The sequence below is a fragment of the Bacillus manliponensis genome (assembly GCF_000712595.1).
Classification (GTDB): domain Bacteria; phylum Bacillota; class Bacilli; order Bacillales; family Bacillaceae_G; genus Bacillus_A; species Bacillus_A manliponensis.
On sequence record NZ_JOTN01000034.1, the window covers coordinates 1 to 21,898 of the forward strand.

14 protein-coding genes and 3 tRNA genes are annotated in these 21,898 nt (G+C 35.0%); 2 read left to right on the forward strand and 15 right to left on the reverse strand.

Annotated features, from left to right (window positions below):
* Positions 1 to 1,858 (reverse strand): methyl-accepting chemotaxis protein (locus BAMA_RS21870; protein WP_034643719.1); only part of this gene is annotated, 1,858 nt, incomplete at its 3' end.
* Positions 1,859 to 2,201: 343 nt separating this feature from the next.
* Here BAMA_RS21870 and BAMA_RS21875 point away from each other — a divergent pair.
* Positions 2,202 to 2,738, forward strand: coding sequence for a hypothetical protein (locus BAMA_RS21875; RefSeq protein WP_034643721.1), 537 nt, complete (start codon positions 2,202 to 2,204; stop codon positions 2,736 to 2,738).
* Positions 2,739 to 2,917: 179 nt separating this feature from the next.
* On the opposite strand, the gene BAMA_RS21880 is transcribed toward BAMA_RS21875, so the two are convergent.
* From BAMA_RS21880 to colA, 3 genes are all read right to left on the reverse strand, one after another.
* Positions 2,918 to 4,429, reverse strand: coding sequence for a flotillin family protein (locus tag BAMA_RS21880; protein ID WP_034643724.1), 1,512 nt, complete (start codon positions 4,427 to 4,429; stop codon positions 2,918 to 2,920).
* Positions 4,426 to 4,968 carry an NfeD family protein gene (locus tag BAMA_RS21885; protein WP_034643756.1) on the reverse strand — a complete coding sequence of 181 codons (543 nt, stop codon included), beginning with the start codon at positions 4,966 to 4,968 and terminating at the stop codon, positions 4,426 to 4,428. Before BAMA_RS21885 ends, BAMA_RS21880 begins: the two co-directional genes overlap by 4 nt.
* Before the next feature lie 368 nt (positions 4,969 to 5,336).
* Positions 5,337 to 8,237 carry a collagenase ColA gene (colA, locus tag BAMA_RS21890; RefSeq protein ID WP_034643727.1) on the reverse strand — a complete coding sequence of 967 codons (2,901 nt, stop codon included), beginning with the start codon at positions 8,235 to 8,237 and terminating at the stop codon, positions 5,337 to 5,339.
* A gap of 205 nt (positions 8,238 to 8,442) precedes the next feature.
* Between colA and opuD the strand changes: the two genes are divergently transcribed.
* The gene (gene opuD, locus BAMA_RS21895) at positions 8,443 to 9,993 is read left to right on the forward strand and encodes a glycine betaine transporter OpuD (protein ID WP_034643730.1); all 1,551 of its coding nucleotides are present in this window, start codon (positions 8,443 to 8,445) and stop codon (positions 9,991 to 9,993) included.
* 118 nt (positions 9,994 to 10,111) lie between these two features.
* Here the strand turns inward: opuD and yhbH are convergent, their stop codons facing one another.
* The 11 genes from yhbH to BAMA_RS21950 all read right to left on the reverse strand — a co-directional run bounded on the left by yhbH (position 10,112) and on the right by BAMA_RS21950 (position 21,859).
* Complete coding sequence (gene yhbH / locus BAMA_RS21900) at positions 10,112 to 11,287, reverse strand: sporulation protein YhbH (protein ID WP_034643733.1); 1,176 nt, start codon at positions 11,285 to 11,287, stop codon at positions 10,112 to 10,114.
* Between the two features lie 622 nt (positions 11,288 to 11,909).
* Positions 11,910 to 13,805 carry a PrkA family serine protein kinase gene (locus BAMA_RS21905; RefSeq protein ID WP_034643736.1) on the reverse strand — a complete coding sequence of 632 codons (1,896 nt, stop codon included), beginning with the start codon at positions 13,803 to 13,805 and terminating at the stop codon, positions 11,910 to 11,912.
* Between the two features lie 291 nt (positions 13,806 to 14,096).
* A complete protein-coding gene (locus BAMA_RS21910) occupies positions 14,097 to 16,178 on the reverse strand; it encodes a sensor domain-containing protein (protein WP_034643739.1) in 2,082 nt (693 codons plus the stop codon).
* Between the two features lie 153 nt (positions 16,179 to 16,331).
* The gene (trmL, locus tag BAMA_RS21915; RefSeq protein ID WP_034643742.1) at positions 16,332 to 16,820 is read right to left on the reverse strand and encodes a tRNA (uridine(34)/cytosine(34)/5-carboxymethylaminomethyluridine(34)-2'-O)-methyltransferase TrmL; all 489 of its coding nucleotides are present in this window, start codon (positions 16,818 to 16,820) and stop codon (positions 16,332 to 16,334) included.
* Positions 16,821 to 16,876: 56 nt separating this feature from the next.
* Complete coding sequence (locus tag BAMA_RS21920) at positions 16,877 to 17,767, reverse strand: amidase domain-containing protein (RefSeq protein WP_034643745.1); 891 nt, start codon at positions 17,765 to 17,767, stop codon at positions 16,877 to 16,879.
* Between the two features lie 41 nt (positions 17,768 to 17,808).
* Entirely contained in the window at positions 17,809 to 18,954 is a 1,146-nt protein-coding gene (queG, locus tag BAMA_RS21925; protein ID WP_034643748.1) for a tRNA epoxyqueuosine(34) reductase QueG, read from the reverse strand.
* A gap of 375 nt (positions 18,955 to 19,329) precedes the next feature.
* A tRNA-Gly gene (locus tag BAMA_RS21930) sits at positions 19,330 to 19,403 on the reverse strand.
* 110 nt (positions 19,404 to 19,513) lie between these two features.
* Entirely contained in the window at positions 19,514 to 20,161 is a 648-nt protein-coding gene (locus BAMA_RS21935; RefSeq protein ID WP_034643751.1) for a DsbA family protein, read from the reverse strand.
* A 174-nt stretch (positions 20,162 to 20,335) separates the two neighbouring features.
* Positions 20,336 to 21,154: a transglycosylase domain-containing protein gene (locus BAMA_RS21940; protein WP_034643754.1), complete on the reverse strand. Its 819-nt coding sequence runs from the start codon at positions 21,152 to 21,154 to the stop codon at positions 20,336 to 20,338.
* Positions 21,155 to 21,696: 542 nt separating this feature from the next.
* A tRNA-Leu gene (locus BAMA_RS21945) sits at positions 21,697 to 21,778 on the reverse strand.
* Between the two features lie 7 nt (positions 21,779 to 21,785).
* A tRNA-Cys gene (locus tag BAMA_RS21950) sits at positions 21,786 to 21,859 on the reverse strand.
* Positions 21,860 to 21,898 lie beyond the last annotated feature (39 nt).

The window sequence follows — 21,898 nt, forward strand, 5'->3', positions numbered from 1 at the left end:
TATTTTGTGTACTTGCAGAGTTTTCTTCCGCCGCTGATGCGATTTCATTAACAGATTTTGTAACTTCCCCTGCATCGCCTGCCATCTTATTCGATACATCTACCATATTATTAATTTGCGATACAATATCATTTGTTGATTTCAAAATTTCACTAAAGCTTTGTTTCGTTTCATTCGCTACCGTAAGACCTGATTGAACTTCTGTCCCCACTTCTTTCATCGAATCAACTGTTTGTTTAATATCAATCTGTATATGTGTCACTAACTTTCCAATCTCACTCGAAGATTGTTCAGATTGCTCCGCCAACTTTCTTACTTCATCTGCTACAATCGCAAATCCTCTTCCATGTTCTCCTGCCCTTGCAGCTTCAATCGCTGCGTTTAATGCTAGTAAGTTTGTTTGCTGTGCAATATGCTGAATGACTTCTAAAATTTCACCTATCTGTTTTGATTTCTCATCTAACGATGTAATAATCGTATCTGAGTGGACAACAGACTGATGAATCGATTGCATTTGATTTACTGTCTTTTGTACTAACGCACCACCATCTTCTGCAATTTGCTTTGTTTGTAGTGACGTTCTCGAAATAATAGAAGAGCTATCGGCAACATGTTGGATTCCCTTTGATACTTCTTCTAATAATGAAGCACCTTCTTCTACTTCTCGGTTTTGTGTTTCAGCACTGCTAGACACTTGTTCCATTGCCGACGTAATTTGTTCCGTTGCTTCACTTGCTTGTCTCACACTCGCTGTTAATTCTTCTGACGAGGCTGTTACATGACCAGCTGATGTATTAATTTGCGAAATGACATTTCGAAGAGATGAAGCCATTTCATTAAAGCTTTCTCCTAATTGACCAACTTCATCATTAGAATGGACAACTATTGTTTCCGTTAAATCACCTTCACTTATTTTCTTAGATGATGCAACAAGCTCTTTTAACGGCCGAATAATTGATTGAATTAAGAAATAGATACAGATGCCACCAATTAATAATGATATCCCAATAACCATTAATGTTTTATAATAAATAGGTTTTGCTGCCTCTTCTACTTCTTGATACAACATCGTTCCACCTATTTTCCAACCTGTTGTTTCGTTTGTTGTATAAATGATATGTTTATGATCACCTTGGAAGGTGTATTCAAAATCACCTTTTTTTGCTTCATATAAACGATCAACTGCTTTATCGTTTAATTTCTCCCCCGCCTTTTTTTGCGGATGAACAATTACATTTTTTGTTTCATCAAAAATTGCTAAATATCCATCTTTACCTATACGAACCATTTTAGATGTTTTTACAATATCATCTATAATTAAATCAATTGCAACAACCCCGCTTTTATCATCTAACTGTCTCGCAATCGTTACAACGATACTATTTGTTGCTGAAGATATATATGGAGTAGTAACAATAACTTCACCACTCTTTTCGACTGCTTCCTTATACCAAGGGCGATCAGTTGGATTATAACCTTCTGGCATTGTCACAACAGGTGATTGAATAAATCCACCTTCAGCTGTCCCAATATAAATGGCTTCTGTCTCCGGATGAAGACTTGTATATAACTCTAACTTACTTTGTATACCTGCTTCTCCTTCTTGTTCATAAATTGCTTTTGTAAAGCTTTTCGCAAAATACGCTGTATCTACATGTTTAGCTTTTATTTCTTTTGTAATAATATTATCTAGAATCTCTACACTATCTTTTGCCGTATCTACTGTAGAATCACTTAAACTTTGTTCTGCAGTCTGATAGGATATCCATCCAATCATCACACTCGGGATAACTAAAATCATAATAAACGAAAATAATAACTTTGCTTTAATACTAGCTTTTTTAATTCTCTTCAGCATCTATAACTCCCCTTCTCCATTATTTTCTTCATAGCGATTTTTACACAAGGAGACAGCTGCATCACAATGCTGATATTCTCTTTATATAATTTTCACTTTATTCATCGAAATCCAAAAATATAAATATAATACAATTTTATAAAAATAAAATCAATAAAACAATATATAAAAATAAATAGAAAATTATACCATAAAATATTTTTAAAAATTACAACGGTATAATTTAAGAACTATATGAACATTATCTCAACAATTATTTATTTCAATATTACTTAATGCTATTTCGTTGAATGATCAGTCAAAATATGTTTTAGTATAATCATATTATTAGGAGGCTAGATATATGAAAAGAAGGATTCTTGCAACATCTTTAATACTCTTAAGTACTGTTTTATATGGTTGTAACAATAGCAATGATGTTGCAACTACTGCTGAAGAAAAAGTAACAGAGAAAAATGAATCTACAACCAATATTAAAAAAAGCGGTCATAAAAAAGAAGAACAGTTATCTCAAGAAATTAATTACTTAAAAAAAGAAAAAGAAATGTTTCTACAAGCAAAAGAACATGGAAAAACTTTATTTTGGAGTCTAGTTCATGGGGATAGTGAAACATTAGATAACTTACTTAGTGATAAATTCCAAGTTTTTGATGATAAAATTATAGAAGAAGATGGACAAAGTTTTGATATCCCCTTTAATAACTATGCAGGGGAAGAAGCTAAAGTTGTAGTAAACAACTTTTCTCTTGAAGGGAATAAACTTCTCATTATGTATGATATCCAGCCCTCAAATGATGAGGGTTCATATCATTTAGGTGTTACTTTTGTTGAAGATGCAAAAGGAGATATCTCTATAGAGAATTTTTACTTTGATGCATAAAAAAATCGGTCCAAAAATCAATATTCCCGAGTTTTGGACCGTTTCTTTTTATGAAATAAAATGATTCTGTATTCACTGCAACTTGCTGGATTAATTCTATTTAAACTTTTAAAAATATTAAAAGTCTGTAACTAATAATTCGTAGATAATAGAGAAAAAACATTAATTGAAATCTATCTTTATTCCTCCGCTCCCTCTTTTTTCATCTCGTCTATATAATTTCCTTTTGTATTCATAGCACCTTTTCCAGCAAAGCTCTCTAACAATTCCTTCACATCAATACCAGATGATGCTTTTAACGTTTCTTGCATTGTTGCCATTAAATCTGTTGCGTAACCAGCTACTTTCCCAGCACCACTATTTTTCCCGCCACCTGTATCAACGACCGTAATTTTATCGATGTTGCTAAGTGGACTTGCTACTTCTTTTGCGTATGTTGGAAGCATTTTCAGAACCATATCCATAATCGCAGCTTGGCCGTATAACTCAAATGCTTCAGCAATCTTTTGCTTCGCTTCAGCCTCTGCTAAACCTTTTAACTTAATAACATCCGCTTCCGCTGTACCTTGTGCTTTTTCAATCTCCGCTTTTGCTAAACCAGCTACACGTACTTCTTCCGCTCTTGCTCTTGCTTCAGCTTCAATTGTATATTGTTCTGCATCTGCTTTCCTCATTTGCTTCGCTTTCTCTGCTTCTGCCGCTTGCTCTACTGCATAGCGATCGGCATCTGCTTTTTTCTTTACTTCTGCATCATATTGTTTTTCACGTCTTGCAATCTCTTTTTCTTCTAATTCAATCTGTTTCTCACGTTCAATAATTTTAATACGCATTTGCTCTTCTGTTACATGTTGCTGTGCTTTTGCTTGTTGCAACTCGTAAGAAAGATCGGCATCTGCACGTGCTTGTTCTTGTTCTTTCTTATACGCCTGCACTTTTAACTCTTTATGCTTTTCTGCCTCTGCAATTTGTGCATCACGCTGATATTCTGCTTCCTTCGCTTCTTTTTCTGCACGGGCTTTTTCAATACGAGATTCTTTTTCCCTTTCAGCATTGGCAATTTGTGCATCACGTTTTACCGTCGCAATTTGCGGTTGACCAAGCGCGTCTAAATACCCATTTTTATCTGCAATTTCTTTAATTGTAAACGAAACAATCCGCAGACCCATTTTCTTTAAATCCGTTGATGCTACTTCATGTACTTTTTGCGCAAATTGTTCTCTATTACTATATGCATCTTCAACTGTCATAGAGGATAAAATAGCACGTAAATGACCTTCTAACACTTCTTTCGCTTCTGTTTTCAATTCTTCCGTTTCTTTTCCTAAATATTGTTCCGCTGCTGTTGAAACTTCTTCAATTGTAGAGCCTACTTTAATAATTGAAACACCGTTCACCGTTACTGGAACACCTTGCTTCGTATATGTATCACGTGTAATCACTTCTAATTTATAGTTTAATAAGCTAAGAGGTTCTGCTTGCTGCATAATTGGAACAACAAATGTACCGCCGCCACGAATGATTTTTATTTTCTTTCCATCATCCGTTATAACAACGTTCTTTCCCGTACCAAGCCAATTTCCCGTTACGATTAACGCCTCATCTGGTCCAACTGTGCGATATTTTGTAATAAAAACTAAAATAAGTAAGGCTAGTATTGCAAGTAACACACCACCGATAATTAATGCGATCATACGTCTTCCCCCTTATTTGTTTTCTTCCTTACAAGTAAAACACCATCTTCTATCCCTTCTATTACAACAAAATCACCTTGTGTAACTTCTTGATTTTCCACATTTCTAGCTAAAAGTGCATTTCCCCCAACTTGCGAGGACAAAAACACCTCTCCAATTCCAAACTTAGGAATTGTTGTTGTCACTTCACCAACACACCCAATAAATTCACCCATACGATGCACCGTATTTTGTTCTGCTTCTGCTATTGGTTTTAATATAAGCATTTTCATCGCAAGAACAGCAATTAGAGAGAGAAAAAAGGAAATCACAAAGATAAATATGCTATTCCATGTAAATAAATACTCCCCGATATAACTAAAACCACATAGCATCGACAAAAAACTTAATATAAGAGTAACAGGTGAAGTAGGTCCACTCGAGACACTAAATATCGCCTCAAGAAAGTCACTTAAAAGCAAATAAATAATTGTAATTAAAACTGACACAATAAATCCAACTAAATAAATTGAACTAAGTGAATAGGTAAATAGAGTGATGGTTTCCACCTCTTTTCCTCGCTATAAGCATATAGTAAACCCCTATGATGCCAAACGTAACTTCACACCCTCCTTTTTTTATAATTTTCTGTTTAATCACAAATTAGAAAAGGAGCCTACTACTATAGGCTCCTAAAAATGAACAGGAGAAGCCTATAGTGGCAGGCTCCTCCTCAACAATTACCGTTATATTTTATACTTCTATGATACATGAAATTACAGAAAAAGTAAAGTTATGAACCAATTGGGATTTAAACCAAAAACAGGTGATGACACACTCCACTCCGAGTGGATTCTTTCCGTTTCGTGTATTAAAAATGAATTATTTTCAAAGAATGAACCCCACAGTGCTGAACCATAAATTGTGATTACTTCACGTTTACTGTATATGTTCCATCATTTGTATCAAACTTATATACATATAAGTAATACTTACCTGGTTTTGCATCGTATGTGCCTTTTACTAGGTTTCCTTCTTCCTGACCGTAAGCAACATAATTTTGCATGTCTGATTCATGGTGCAGTACCCACGTCATTCCGATGTGATTCTCATTCGTAAGCAAAATATTTAACTCCTTTGGTGATGAAACATCAAACGTATAAACATCGGTATGATCATTCCCAAATAAACTTCCTTTGACAACTCTATTAAAGGAAATCGCGTTCGCCTCTTCAGGACGATTATTACTTTCTTTCTCTACTTGCACTCCTTGCACAACTGTAACGGCAACTTCTGCTTTACTTGCTTTTCCTTTATCATCTTTTACTGTAAGTGTCGCAGTATAGGTGCCTTCTTTTTCATATATATGAACTGGGTTCACTTCTGTACTCGTGTTTCCATCTCCAAAGTCCCAATGGTAGGATACAATCTTTCCATCTTCATCTTTCGAACCATCACTCTTAAACTGAATTTTGCCGTTTACCGCTCCTTTATATGGTCCATTTATATTAACAATTGGTGCTTGATTTTCACCTTCATCTGTTAAAATACCATGGAAAACAACGTCATACTCAAACTGATTTGCATCATTTACACGATAATTTACAAAGTAAGCTGTTACTGTTTTATAACCGCTCCATTCATTTTGTGAAAGTTGCTCTAATGCAGTATTCATTTGCTCACTCATTGTTTTCCAGTCTTCATATTCACCTTTTGTTTTCCCACCAGTATACGTGCCTTCAACCGTGAACGTATTAAAGAATTCCGACTGGTGCTTTTTCACTTTTGAATCTGTTATTTTTGAAACATTGGCGATTTCATGATGAACTTCTTCTACTGATTTTGGTGCATGTGTTGCTAAATAATCATCTGATACTTGAGGTACATCATACTGCTCTTGATTATCGACTAGCTGCTGCATATATGCTTGATAGTCAGCATTTAACTGCTCATCTTTCTTTAATGATTCTCGGTATGTATCATAATTTTTCACATCATTTGCACGAATTAAATCTTGTATTTTATCAAGTGTACCGAACCTATGATGGTACATATATGACTGAAGTGCAAACGAATAGTTATAGAACTCAAATGAAGCCCCATATCTTGCTGATAACGTTTGTGCTGCTGTATAACGTCTTGCTGGATCATATGATAATCCACTAATAATGCTCTTACGTGGAACAATATCATCTGTACGTGTCGCTCCGGCAAATAATTCCGCATTTCCTTCTTGGAACCAAGTTAATCGCTCATCTTGATACATATCTCCGCTGCCAAATAAACCAGGAACTTCGTATCTACCTTGTAAATAATGTGTATATTCATGACGGAACAATTCTTCTAAACTATAAATACTTTGCTCAGGAGTACGCTCATATGTAAAGAACGATCCTTTTTCTTCAATGTAGATACCACCATTATTTGTTTCATATCCATATAACTGTCGATTTAATTGATATTCGTCTGGACTATTATAAATCACTACTGTTAATACATCATCTGCATTCCCTTGCTCTAACGCCTTATCATTTCCAATTACACGATGGTACTGCGCTTTCACTTCTTTTGCAGCCCAATACAAACGTTGAATTTTCTCATCTGTTACTTTGTCACCTGTTCGAAAAACAATTTCTCCATCATCAAACGTATACGTTTTTGGTAAATATTGCGATTTTCCTTCTTCACGTATTTTTTGTAAATCTACTACGTTACCATAATAATCTTTTCCGTCATAGTTCGTTTTAATTTGTTCAACTGCTACAAAATATGCTTCGCTTAACTTCGGATACATATTCATTGCTTCTGTTACAACTCTTAATCCTTCACTTGGATTGCTATGAAATTCCCCTAAGCTTCCTCCATAATAAATACCATTATTAATTAACCAGCTATTTTTTTCTGTTACGTTCTTTAGTAGCGCAAATTTATTCACTTCATCTATAAAACTATCAACCTTCCTAGACCATATCGTCTCAGTTGGTTTTGTATCTCTATTATTGTATAAATACTCATCTAAATCGTACTCTACTCCTTGCATAAGAGCATATACTGCTTCTCCCTTTGTTGGCTCATTCATGTAAGCATAAAGATTATTATTATACTGTTTTAAAATCTTTGCAGCGTATCCCACTGTTTCAACATCACTAGAAGCATTACTAATTAATTTTCCATATGCAGATACAACTTTATCTTGCTCGGCTGTTCCAAGTTTAAAATTGGTATTTTGGGCTATTGCTTTTAATGCTGGTAAACATTTATCATGAAAGCTTCGTTTATTTAAATAACTTAGTTCATCGTTATAAAAGGCAATGTAAAAACCAGAGCGTAGTACTTCAACAAGTGTCTCAATACCTTTTGCATCATTTGCAGTAAATGAGCTTCCTTGCTTTTGCAATTCGTCTATAATGAGCTTCAACCGTTTTTCATTAGCATAAAATACTTTCGCATCTTCGTTAAATTGAAATAGGTCTGTTATTTGATACCATTTAATATTAGAGAGTGTATAAATTAATTCGCTGTTACTCATCTTATTTAAATCAGCCATAGAGTACTGTTCTTGAAGTGCTTTTGTTTCCACTTGTTTCATTGCAGAAACTGGACGCTCAGAAAAATCCCCTACTCGTAAACGTTCCTCAAACGGTAATGTTTCATCAGCTACTGACGAATGTGCAATTTCATCAGTATTAGGTTCTACACCAATCGGTTCCATTACTACGTTGTACGGTTTTTTTTCTTCAGCTAAAACTGTTGGCTGCAAAGCCCCTAACGATAATGCTCCTACGCTAAGACCAACAATCATTCCATTCCATTTTGAATTCTTTTTCATCATTTTATCCTCCCAATTTCTCTATATACAAAAACAATATCACAAAATAAAGATTTATAGATTTAGTTTCTTTATATTTCACATTTTCTCAACATTTTCATGAAAGTTCTGGATATGTAAAAATCGAATTTTTTGACATTTAACCGCATTATTGTTATGGTTAATATAACTGTTAACCAAATTAAATATTTAAAGGTGGGATTTGATGATAAAAAAAGAAAACAGTGTACTCTATATCTCCCTCTTGCTCACGACCTTGTTCATTATATGGGGTGTACTTCCAGCAAGTTGGATACAAGGCTATGATTTACAAAGTGTTACCTCGTCTATAAACACATTTATCCTCGGTAAGTTTGGCTGGTTTTACTCCTTGCTTATGACCGCAATGCTTACTTTAGCTATTTATCTAGCATTTTCAAAATACGGTTCTATCCGCCTCGGAAAAGATGATGAAAAACCGAAATATAGTTATGGTTCTTGGCTATCGATGCTCTTTGGATCTGGAATGGGAATCGGTCTTATCTTTTACGGAATTAGTGAACCAATCTCTCATTTACATGCACCAATCGCAGGTGAAGCTGGGACAGAACAAAGTGCCAAGCTTGCCATGCAATATTCATTCTTTCACTGGGGATTATTCCCATGGGCACTATACGCCATGGTCGCTTTAACCATTGCATACTTTACATTCCGAAAACGAAAAGGTGGCACAATTGGTGCTACAGTTACTCCTTTATTTAATCGATCGAAAAACTCACCTATCGGAAAAACAGTCGATATACTAGCTGTTTTAGCAACGGTATTTGGAATTGTACCGTCCATAGGTATTGGAGCTCAGCAAATTGCTGGTGGACTAAGTTATCTATTTCCTTCTATTGATAATACTATTAGCTTGCAGCTCGCACTTATCGGGATATTTACCGTACTTTATTTAATAAGTGCAAGAACAGGTCTTGATCGTGGGATTAAATATTTGAGTAACTTGAACTTCTCCTTAGCTGGGATTTTACTCGTTTCTTTCTTAATTTTCGGACCAACAGTCTTTATTATGAAGTATTTCACATCTACACTTGGTTCTTATATCGGTTCTCTTCCGAGTATGGGCTTAAATTTAGGGGCATTTAATGAAGATGCTTCTTCGTGGATTGAAAACTGGACGATCTTTTACTGGGGTTGGTGGATTTCTTGGTCTCCATTTGTTGGTACATTTATCGCCCGTGTTTCTCGGGGCCGTACCATTCGTGAATTTATTTTCGGTGTTGTATTTGTACCAACGCTTATCTGTACATTATGGTTTTCAGTCTTCGGCGGCACTGCAATTCATATGGATATGTTCCAATCACTTGGAATCGCCGATGAAATTGCGAAAAACGGACCAGAAATCGCTCTATTTGCTGTTATTTCACAGCTGCCATTTTCTACATTATTAACAATTGTAGGACTCCTTTTAATTACAACATTCTTTGTTACATCAGCCGATTCAGCAACATTTGTTGTATCGATGCAAACAAGTAATGGTAGTCTTTCACCAAAGAATAGTTTAAAACTTGTTTGGGGCCTAACAATTTCAGCAATTGCTGCTATTCTCTTACAAGCAGGTGGATTAAATGCACTACAAATTGCAGCCATTATTGCAGCCTTCCCATTTTCTATTGTTATCGTTTTAATGATTACATCGCTCTTTAAAGAATTGCGAAAAGAAGCTGTAGCAACACAAGCAAAGCAAGGTTCTGAAAAAATGAAAAAAGCAATATAAAAAAGCAAGCAGTTCGGATAAAACCGAATTGCTTGCTTTTTATCTTGTATGAATGGGCTGATAATTAGTAAAAATAAAAAAACTACCTTGCATACACTTTGTACACAAGGTAGTTTCTTTAACTACTCTTCTCTGCAAGCTCTTGCCTAAAAAAGCTCTTCATCGCATGAAATACATCTGCCTTTTGTTTTAAAATATAATAGCGAAACTTCTCATCTTTCACATTTTTGTATGCGGACATTAATGTGGAATGGCGATTATACTGGTTCACTTCCCCATAACCAAACATATTTGATACTTTCATTAGTTCTTGCACAAGCTTCACACAACGAGCGTTATCCGAAGTTAAATTATCACCATCTGAAAAATGGAATGGATAAATATTATAACGACTTGGTTCATACTTTCCATCAATTAGCTCTAATGCCTTCTTATATACTGAGGAACAAATTGTTCCGCCGCTTTCTCCTTTTGAGAAAAACTCTTCTTCTGTTACAACTTTTGCCTCTGTGTGGTGTGCAATAAATTCAATTTCAACTGTTTCGTATTTTGTACGTAAAAAACGTGTCATCCAAAAGAAGAAACTACGTGCCATATATTTCTCCCATATGCCCATCGATCCACTTGTGTCCATCATTGCTAATACTACAGCTTTCGAATCTGGTTTTAATACTTCGTTCCATGTACGGAACTTTAAATCCTCTGGGTGAATCGGATGGAAAGAAGGTTTTCCGCTCATTGCATTTCTTTTATAAGCTGATATCATCGTTCGTTTTTTATCAATATTGCCCCATAGCCCTGTTTTCCTTACATCATTAAATTCTACATGCTCAATACGATTTTCATCCATTTCTTTTCGTTGTAAATTAGGAAGCTCTAGTTCTTTAAAGAAAGCTTGCTCTAATTCTAAAATAGATACTTCTGCTTCATAATAATCTTCTCCAGCGGAATCTCCTGCACCTTTCCCTTTTCCTGCACCTTTTTGTTTTTGGCCACCTGATCCGTCCCTAGCCACAACATCTCCTACTTTACTGTCTCCATTTCCTTGCCCGACATGTTTATTCTTATCATAGTTATAACGAATTTTATATTCATCTAATGATCGAATGGGAATTTTCACCACATCTTGGCCATTAGACATAATAATACTTTCTTCCGTAACAAGGTCTGGTAAATTACTTTTAATTGCTTCCTGTACTTTTTCTTGATGACGCTGCTGATCATCATGTCCCTTACGATGAAGTGACCAATTTTCCTGTGCGATCGTATAATTGTTTTGGTTCTCTTCAGCCATTCTGTTCCCTCCTTATAATCTGTTTATCTCGCATTAACTGACTGTAAGACTCCCACCTCAAAAATTGAGAGAAGCAAAGAAGTTTAGGTGGGATATTAACGTCCAGTAAAAGCCCGATTGGTCGGGCTAACACTCAGTGGGAGATGAAGAATCCCCACTGAGTGAAGTTTCACTTTATTTATTAAGCAAAAGATTCTTATTTTACACTTCCAAAATCGCAAACTATTACACAATTAAGAAAGAAACACAATGCATTGTTGCACACTTTAGCATGATGCAACATATTGTATTGTGTTGGCTTTTTTTGTATGAATGGTTGGTTACTCTATCATATGCAAGTTGTTAAAATAATTGACAAATAAATTCATAAAACTGCATGTTAATTTATAAATATTGGACGAGCTTTGTCACTAAAAAAGCAAATAACTTTCTTTTTTTCAATGGAAAAGAGTATCACTCCATGCGTAGTAACGGTCAGGTCCTTTTTCTGCCACGTGCTCTGTTTAAACAAAAGGATCATGTTCCTCTTTTCTTCCTAACAATGATTTAACTACTTCAAACTCAGATACAAAAAAGCTGTCTCTTTGCCGGAGACAGCTTTTTATTTATATCACAAGGAACATTATCTATTTAATAAACTACCTACATAACGGAGTAATTCGTTCGCTGAAGTTGAGTTATATCCATGCTCATCGACAAGGCGCGCAACAACTTCATTGATTTTCTTCAGCTGATTTTCATCTGGTGTTTTTGTAGATGTCGTAATTTTAACAACATCTTTTAAATCAGCAAATAACTTCTTCTGAATTGCTTCACGCAACCTTTCGTGCGAATTATAATCAAATCGTTTTCCTTTGCGAGCATATGCAGAAATACGAATTAAAATTTCTTCACGGAAAGCTTTCTTCGCATTTTCTGAGATACCGATTTGCTCCTCAATGGAACGCATAAGCTTTTCATCTGGGCTCATTTCCTCACCAGTTAATGGATCACGTAACTTCGATTTATTGCAGTATGCTTCTACATTATCTAAATAATTATCCATAAGTGTTTTCGCCGATTCTTCATATGAATATACAAACGCTTTTTGAACTTCTTTCTTCGCAATATCATCGTACTCTTTGCGAGCTAGTGAAATAAAGTTCATATAGCGTTCCCGATCTTCATTACTAATGGATGGATGTTGATCAAGACCGTCTTTTAACGAACGTAGTACATCAAGCGCGTTAATAGATGGAACTTCCTTACGAATAATTGTAGATGAAATACGATTAATAACATAACGTGGGTCAATGCCACTCATACCTTCATCCTGATATTCGCGCTGCAATTCCTCTACATCAATTGTATTGTATCCTTCTACCATTTCTCCGTCATATAAACGCATTTTCTTAATTAAATCAATGTCTGGGCGCTTCGGATCTTTTAAGCGTGTTAAAATCGTAAACATTGCAGCAACGCGAAGTGTATGCGGTGCAATGTGAACATTGGAAACATCACTTTCATTAATCATCTTTTCATAAATATGTTCTTCTTCACTTACTCGTAAGTTATATGGCATTGGCATGACAATAATCCGTGAGTGCAGCGCCTCGTTTTTCTTATTCGAAATAAACGAACGATATTCTGTTTCATTCGTATGCGCTACAATTAATTCATCTGCTGAAATAAGAGCGAATCGACCTGCTTTAAAGTTTCCTTCTTGCGTTAATGATAAGAGATGCCATAGAAATTTCTCATCACACTTTAACATCTCCTGGAATTCCATCATACCGCGGTTTGCTTTATTTAACTCACCGTCAAATCGGTACGCTCGTGGATCTGATTCTGAACCGTATTCTGCAATTGTAGAGAAATCAATACTACCTGTTAAATCAGCAATATCTTGTGACTTTGGATCAGATGGACTAAAGGTGCCAATTCCAGTTCGGCGATCTTCCGAGAAGAAAATCCGCTCTACAATGACATCCTCGATTCTGCCTCCATATTCTTGTTCAAGACGCATCACATTTAGCGGTGATAAATTCCCCTCAATTCTTACTCCATACTCATCATAAAAGTCATTTCGTAAATGATGCGGGATTAAGTGCAGTGGATCTTCATGCATTGGGCAACCTTTTATCGCAAAAATGGCCCCTCGATCTGTACGTGAATATGCTTCAAGACCTCTTTTTAGCATTGTGACTAAAGTTGATTTCCCACCACTAACAGGTCCCATTAATAGTAAAATCCGCTTTCTTACATCTAATCGTTTCGCAGATGGATGAAAATATTCTTCAACAAGACGCTCTAAAGCATCTTCCAATCCAAATATTTGGTTGCTAAAAAAGTTGTATCTTTTTCTTCCTTCAATCTCTTCAATTCCTGCATCTTTAATCATATTGTAAATGCGGGAATGCGCTGTTTGTGCTACCCATGGTCTTTCTTTTACAATCTCCAAATACTCTGCAAATGTCCCTTCCCATTTTAAGCGTTCTTCTGATTCTCGATGCTGTTCAATTTTCTTTAAAATGTCCATTATAGCTCCTCCCCCATCTCCTTGTTCAAACGGATTATTATAACAGTATGCGAGGATGTCCTTAAACATTCATCACAATCAAAATGAAATGTATTTCAATTTTACGCCCAAAGTTGAAAGAAAATTCGTTATAATATAAGTAGTGAGGATTCTATGGATAAGGGAGGGATTTGCATGAGTTTAATATTAATTTTATGTGTCATGCTTGCCTTTCTCACTGCAATTTTCACATCAGGTTATAACGATAAGCCAGGTACAAAGTAAAAACGAAAAAGTGATGACATATGTTCATCACTTTTTTCGTTCTTTTAAATATTTCATTTCTACCTCATGTACAGAAAGTGGCTTGTTAAAATAGTATCCTTGTGCATAAACTGCATTTTTATCTTTTAAAAATTGAATTTGCTCTATTTCTTCAACACCTTCAGCAATTACATTTAATCCTAATGTATGAGCAAGATGAATAATGATTGTTGTAATTTTTTCACCTTTTTCACTTGAATTCACTTCTTTCATAAAAGAACGATCAATCTTTAAAGTATCAATAGGGTATTTATTTAAATAACTTAAGGAAGAGTACCCTGTTCCAAAGTCATCAAGGTGAATATTCAACTCATTTTCTTTCAATTGTTGTAATACTGCTTCTGACTGCTTCGTATTCATCAGCGCTCCTTCTGTAATTTCAATTGTAATTAAATTCCTAGGGATGCTGTACATTTCTAATACTCTTATAACGGTATCTATTAATTTAGAAGATCGAAAATGCTTCGCTGAAATATTAATAGCAATTGGAACGGGCTTATACCCCTTATTAATCCACTCTCTTAATTGTCTACACACTTCTTCTAGTACCCACTCATCAATTTTAATAATAAATCCGGTCTTTTCAGCAACAGGGATGAACTCACTTGGTGGTACATTCCCAAAATCCTCATTATACCACCGTAATAATGCTTCCATTCCTATTATTTCTTCTGTCTCAATATTGACTTGTGGTTGATAGTGTAATACAAATTCACTTCTTTCTAATGCTTTATGAAGCTTATTTTCTAGTATAAATCGACGACTACGTTCCATATTTAACTTATTACAATAAAAACTATAATTCCCTTTCCCTTTACCCTTCGCTCTTTCTAATGCAATATTCACCCATTTTAATAGTGTTTGTTCATCTTTTCCACCATCAGAAGATTTAACAATACCTATAGCTGCATTTAGAAATACTTCATAGCCATTTACAACAAAGTGTTGTTGTAGTCCTTGCAAAAGCCGAGTAACAAATTTTTCTATTTTTAATTGCTCTATATGCTCAAGCAAAATTACAAACTTGTCCCCATCGTCTCGAAATAGATGTGCGCCTTTAGGTGAAAGTTCCCTTAAACGTCGTGACACTTTCTTTAAAATGTCATCGCCGCTCTCATGCCCGAATGTTTCATTAATGAGATTAAATTCATCTAAGTCCATCATAATTAATGTGAAATCTTTTTTTATTTGTAAAAATTGTGCTAACATTTCCATATAAGAGCTCTGATTTAATAATCCTGTCAGTTGATCATAATATGCTAAATATGTCGTTTTCAATTCTTGTAACACTTGTTTTGTAGTATCTTGCATGATAATATATACCCCTGTTACTACTTTATTCACAATAATTGGTACCGTTTTAAAAGATATATATAATTCATAACCATTCCTATGTTCATATTTATAGGAGGTAATTTGCTTTGCTTTTCCTTTTAACGCTTCCTCAAAAATAGATTGAAATGCCCTTCTTGCTTCTTCCTTCACATATGAAAAAATACATTTGTTTTTCAATTCCCACTCACTATATCCTAACACTTTATGTATAGCGGGATTTACATACATAATATACCCGTTTACATCGACAGATAATATCGCTTCGTCGTTGTATTCCAATAGGGATTTGAATAAGATTTGTCTTTCTTGAATCTCTATCTTTTCATGTACTTGTGCCGTAATATCCCTTGTAATACAGACGATATATTCACATGCACCATATTCATTAAAAATAGGATTCAACGAAGATTCATAATGTAATACTTCCTGCTTAGGTAATGTAATACTATCACGAAATGTGACAGCTTCCTTCCCGTTTATTACCATTTCGTATTGCTCCTGCATTACTTTTGCAACATCTTCAGGTAACGCTTGTTGAAAGGTCTTCCCAAAACAACTTTCATTTAAACCTGTATGCTTCATTCCTATATCATTTATATATATATACCGAAAAGAATTCCCTTTAAACACCTTCACAATAAATACTAAATCTTGAATAACCTGCAATAGGCCTTGATGAATTAAACCTGTATGAACATCATGTAAAACGTTAACACTACTTGTTTTATTTAACACATTTTCCCCCCATTTATGTCTCAACCTATCTATTCTATTTATAAAACATTATATATTAATTTTTAATTACTTAAAAATACAATATTTGTCTTTTTAAGTAATTCCTTAGGCTTTTATAGGACAAATAAAAAAAGCCGTCATATATGACGGCTCTTAATATACAATTTCTTCATCTAAATTAGGAAAGTCTTGCTGACGCAGCGCTTCATAAATTAAGATAGCTGCTGTATTTGATAAGTTCAAGGAACGTACTTTATCTGTCATCGGAATGCGTAAACAACGATCAAAGTTTTCTTGAATCACATTTGCTGGCAGACCGTTTGTTTCTCTACCGAATACGAAATAATAATCCTTTTCTAAACGGCTGTAATCAAACGCTGTATGAGCTTTCTCACCATACTTTGTTAAGTAGAAAAACTCACCATCTGCATTTTTCTCAAAGAATTCCTCGATAGAATCATAATACGTAATTTTAACGTGTTGCCAGTAATCTAAACCAGCACGTTTTAACATCTTATCATCAGTTGAAAATCCAAGCGGTCTAATTAAATGTAATTCTACTCCTGTCGCTGCACACGTACGTGCAATATTACCAGTGTTCGCTGGAATTTCTGGTTGATATAAAACAACATGTACTCCCAAAATGTTCACCTCTATTTTTTCTCTACTACGTATTATACCACTTAAGTGAAAAATCTCTAGTCGTTATCGAGAATATGAAAAAACTTATACTTCATTTGTGGAGTATACTTACTTGAATCCTCATATGCCCAATATCTTCTTCGACTATTTGCAGAATGCGCATTTACAAGTGGCATCCCATTTGCATCTTTTGCTACAACAATTGTTGTATGATTCCATCTACCATCATTTTCAAAATCATATATAATAATATCGCCAAGTAATAAATCTTCTGGTTTTTCCACTTGTTTTGCTCTTAACCCTACTGTTTCACCTGACAAATACCAATAGAAAGAATGTGCAACCGCCCAGCTCCAACTCCACTGATTATTTTGTTGCCACCACCCTTTACGAACATTTGGATATCCCCCCATTGGCGTATCACCAGCATATAAGCATTGCGAAATGAAATTTGTACAATTATCAGGAAAGTTTCGGAAAGCTGGATTACGATCATCCCACCATCTTTCTGCATATTTTACCGCTTCTAGTCGATTATATGTGTATGGAGTATATTTCCCTTTTATAACTTCACGTTCTAGTGCTTCGCTTCGTATGTCTTCCATAACGTTTTCAATTGACCTATCATTTATAATGCAGCCATTTTCTATTTGCAGACGTCGCTCCATTTGCTCCTCTTCTACATAAAAAAGGTGTCTTTGACGAACTAAATATTGAAAATGAATTTGATAGTCCACTTCTTGATGCTTAGCAGTATTCAATTGCCTAATAAAAGATACATTTGCTGTTGCTTTTACAATTTCAGCATCCCGTTCTTGAAATAGTTTTTTCTTTCGCTTCCATATTGATAAAAGGTCCGACGGTATTTCTTCTTCTTGTACACGCTTATTTGTTATATAAGCTAATTGTTGATGTATTTGATATTGCAATTGTTCTATTGTAACCATAGTTTCTCCCTCCCCTTATTACAATATGAGGAGGGAGCTTATTATCTGCTACTTTTCTCGGCCAATAGTTCTAAACCTCTGTTCATTTCATGAATAACTTCTTCGTCTTTTTCTTTTCCCATCGCTTTTTGAATTTCTTCTCGTACACCTTCGCCACCAATTTTTCCAAGCGCCCATGCCGCTGTTCCTCGAATAACAGGACGAGGGTCTTCTTTCATTAAAGAGATTAAATCAGGAATAGCTGTTGTATCTTTAAAATGAGCAAGCGCCAAGATGGCATTTCTCTGTAACGGTTTCTTGCCCCTCCAAGATCCTGACATAATGCCATATTTCTCTTTAAACTCACGGTTGCTAATAGTAAGAAGGGGCTTTAGCAATGGTTTAACAAGCTCTGGATCTGGTTCCATTTCAGGGTGATTATGAAAATCAATTCCTTTATTTTTTGGACAAACCGTTTGACATGTATCACAGCCATAAATACGATTCCCGATTTTATCACGATACTCTTCAGGCAGAAATCCTTTCGTTTGCGTTAAAAAAGCAATACACTTTTGCGAATTTAATTGTCCTCCCTGCACAAGGGCCCCTGTCGGACAAATATCAATACACTTCGTACAGCTCCCACATTGATCTTCAATCGGTTTGTCCGGTGGAAATGGTATATTTGTAATCATTTCGCCTAAATATACATACGAACCAAACTCAGGCGTAATAATAGAACAGTTTTTCGCGCTCCATCCAATACCTGCTCGTTCTGAAACGGCCCGGTCACTCAGTTCTCCTGTATCTACCATCGACTTTACTTCTATTCCTGGTAAACGTTCTATTAAATATGCTTCAAGCTTTTCTAAGCGATCGCGTAACACAAGATGATAATCTTTTCCCCAAGAAGCACGGCAAAAGATCCCTCTTCTTTCACCACGTTTACTTACAGGAGCATTTTTTAATTTTGAAGGATACGCAAGGGCAATTGCTATAATGGACTTTGCACCCGGTAATAATAACTGTGGATTCGTTCTTTTTTCAATATCAGATTCTTCAAACCCTGATTGATAGCCTAACTGTTGCTGCTGGATAAGGCGCTGCTTTAGCTCTTCAAATGGTGAAGCACTTGCAAAGCCAATTTTATCAATTCCAATTGTTTTACTATAGGCTATTACATCTTGTTTTAATTGTTCAAAATTCACATCATTTCTCCTTTACTAAAATTACTTTACTCCAGCTATTTACTGTCTGTAAGACTCTCACCTCAAATTTGAAAGAACTAAAACCTTTAGGTGAGAAACATGCAGACTATAAAAAACGAATTTATCCTGCTAACAATTAGTGGTGATAAAAAACCACTAATTAAAGTTTCGCTCTATTTCTTCACACTAAAACATAAGTTTTAAATAAAAGCGTATCCATGAAAAATTCGACAAACTTATATATATGTTATAACTAACATTCTTATTGTAGTATATATTTAAACAAGACAAACATAAAAAAACGCAATGCCCCGTTTATCCTAGAAACGAAACACTGCGTTGATCACAATTATTATGGGAATATGGAATGAGATTTGGAGCGGGTGAAGAGAATCGAACTCTCGACCAGAGCTTGGAAGGCTCTTGTTTTACCACTAAACTACACCCGCAATTTCAAAAATATTATATTACTATCAACTTATGTAAAGTAGTATAGCATGTAATATAAAACCTTGCAAGAACATTAGCGAAAAAAGTCGAAAAGTGATGAGTTATCTCATCACTTTTGTAACTTTTCAATCGCGACTTTAATACTATCATAATCTGGGTTTACAAGATTACCGTTTACATATATAGATGGGGCACCTTGCACCTTTAATTTTAAAGCACGATCATGATCTTCTTTTACCATATCTTTTATTTCTTTACTGTTCGCATCTTCTTCAAGTTGCTCTACATTAATATTTGGAAGCTTCTCTGTGACAATATTTGTTACAAGCTCTTTTGTAATCCATTCTTCTTTATCACTTTTTTGATGTTGATATAATTCATCAAAGAATGTCCAAAAAGCTTCTGGATTTTGTTTGTAAATAGCTTCTCCTATCGCTGCACCGTACTCAGAATCTTCACCAATAAATGGGAAGTTGATAAGATGAAGCTGCGCTGTTCCTTTATTAATATATTCTTCCTTCAAACGTGGTAATACAGTTGCATCCCAAGTACGACAAGCTGGACATTTAAAGTCACTGAATATTGTAATATGAATATCAGCTTCTTTTTCCCCTAACGTTTGTTGCTCTGTATACGCGAACATTTCACTTCCTTTATCTCTCTTATCATTGACGATGCTGTATATAATTGCTCCAATTACAATAAGCACTGCAACTGCGAAAACACCGCCAAGAAGCGCAATCTTGTTTGATTTCATAGTATATTCCTCTTTATGTCTTATTCTATGTACTTTTGTACACAATACAAATCATATCAATTCTTATAGAAACAGTCCAATGAACATGCATTTATTACAATAAAAAATATATGAAATGTGACAATATTGTGTCTCGTTATTTCTTATAAGATAGCATCTCCTTATTATACACACTTATACAAAAAAACCTGAATACGCATGATCGTACTCAGGTTTTTTTCTAATAGCATTCCCTTTTGTCTTTTCTTTTATTGAATGCTCTTTTACAGCATCATCACGAATAACCAAAGTTTCACCTACAGCTTTCGTATACTCTGTATGCGTAATATAACCTTCTCGTTCCATAAGCTTTAAAACAATGTTTCGTCTTTCTACTGCTTCATTATAATTTTGTAAAGGTGAGTAATAAGAAGGAGCTTTCACAATTGCAGCTAACATCGCACTTTCACTTAGTGTCAATTGTTGTACACTTTTTCCAAAGTATAACTGTGCTGCTTCTGTAACTCCCCATGCTCCCTCACCGTAATAAATATTACTTACATATAACTTCAAAATTTCTTCTTTTGTAAAAGTACGTTCAATTTTCTTTGCATAAAATAGTTCTTTCCATTTACGTGAAAATGTACGCTCATGTGTTAAAAATACATTTTTCGCAAGTTGCTGTGTAATTGTACTTCCTCCTTGTACAACCTTACCTGCCTTTATATTTTCAACTGATGCTCGAACAACAGCAATATAATCTAAACCATTATGATTATAAAATCGTTTATCTTCCGTAGCGATAAACGCATGCTTTACATGTTCTGGAACTTCTAATTCATGGGGAACTTGTAATTTACTAATATCACTCTTTTCAACCATTGCGTTCCCAACCAACAACACGGCACAACAAAATAATAATAAAAGAATAATAGCTTTATAAATAAATTTGGTCATTGGTTTTAATGAAACTTGCTGACGAACTCTAGCATGTTGCAGTCTTTTTTCTTCCATAACTTACACCTCTTTTCCAAAAACATATAATATCTATTAATTACAGCATATCTAACTTTTAAAAACAATCCAATCGATTTCGGTTACACTTATCTTACAATGTTGTAAGGTAAGATAAAGTGTAACTTCACTCAGTGGGGGTTTTCTTTATCCCTCACTGAATGCCAGCCCGACCAATCGGACTTTTACATTCAAAAGCGAAGATGACTGTTGTTCAAGCACGACAAGCATAAGATAAGCCTTGGCGTGGCTCGAGTGCTTAGGAGTCGTAGCTAGATTAGAGCTGTTAACCTCCCACCTAAACTTCTTCGTTTTCCCTAAGTTTTGAGGTGGGAATCTTACAGTCCGTTAATGCGGGATAAAAATCTTTAGTTTACAGTTCAAGTAAAGATTTCCAAAATATAAAAGCACTTCTTATTATAAATAAGAAGTGCTTTGTTTCTATCATTCATTCATGAATGAAAAATAAATAATTATGTATAACTTTAATAAAAATAAAAAAGCCCTCACATATGAGTAGCCTCGATTTAAATTCTTACCAGTACCGATGGTCGGGGTCGAACCGACACTCCCGAAGGAACACGATTTTGAGTCGTGCGCGTCTGCCAATTCCGCCACATCGGCATAATAATGGAGGCGGCAACCGGATTCGAACCGGTGGTAAAGGTTTTGCAGACCTCTGCCTTACCACTTGGCTATGCCGCCATATTAAATTTGGAGCGGAAGACGGGATTCGAACCCGCG

What these genes read in the sequence shown, in the direction of transcription:
- BAMA_RS21875 (WP_034643721.1), top strand. Translation starts at nt 2,202, where the DNA reads ATGAAAAGAAGGATTCTTGCAACATCTTTAATACTCTTAAGTACTGTT.
- BAMA_RS21880 (WP_034643724.1), bottom strand. Translation starts at nt 4,429, where the DNA reads ATGATCGCATTAATTATCGGTGGTGTGTTACTTGCAATACTAGCCTTA.
- colA (WP_034643727.1), bottom strand. Translation starts at nt 8,237, where the DNA reads ATGAAAAAGAATTCAAAATGGAATGGAATGATTGTTGGTCTTAGCGTA.
- opuD (WP_034643730.1), top strand. Translation starts at nt 8,443, where the DNA reads ATGATAAAAAAAGAAAACAGTGTACTCTATATCTCCCTCTTGCTCACG.
- yhbH (WP_034643733.1), bottom strand. Translation starts at nt 11,287, where the DNA reads ATGGCTGAAGAGAACCAAAACAATTATACGATCGCACAGGAAAATTGG.
- BAMA_RS21905 (WP_034643736.1), bottom strand. Translation starts at nt 13,805, where the DNA reads ATGGACATTTTAAAGAAAATTGAACAGCATCGAGAATCAGAAGAACGC.
- BAMA_RS21920 (WP_034643745.1), bottom strand. Translation starts at nt 17,767, where the DNA reads ATGGTTACAATAGAACAATTGCAATATCAAATACATCAACAATTAGCT.
- BAMA_RS21935 (WP_034643751.1), bottom strand. Translation starts at nt 20,161, where the DNA reads ATGAAATCAAACAAGATTGCGCTTCTTGGCGGTGTTTTCGCAGTTGCA.
- BAMA_RS21940 (WP_034643754.1), bottom strand. Translation starts at nt 21,154, where the DNA reads ATGGAAGAAAAAAGACTGCAACATGCTAGAGTTCGTCAGCAAGTTTCA.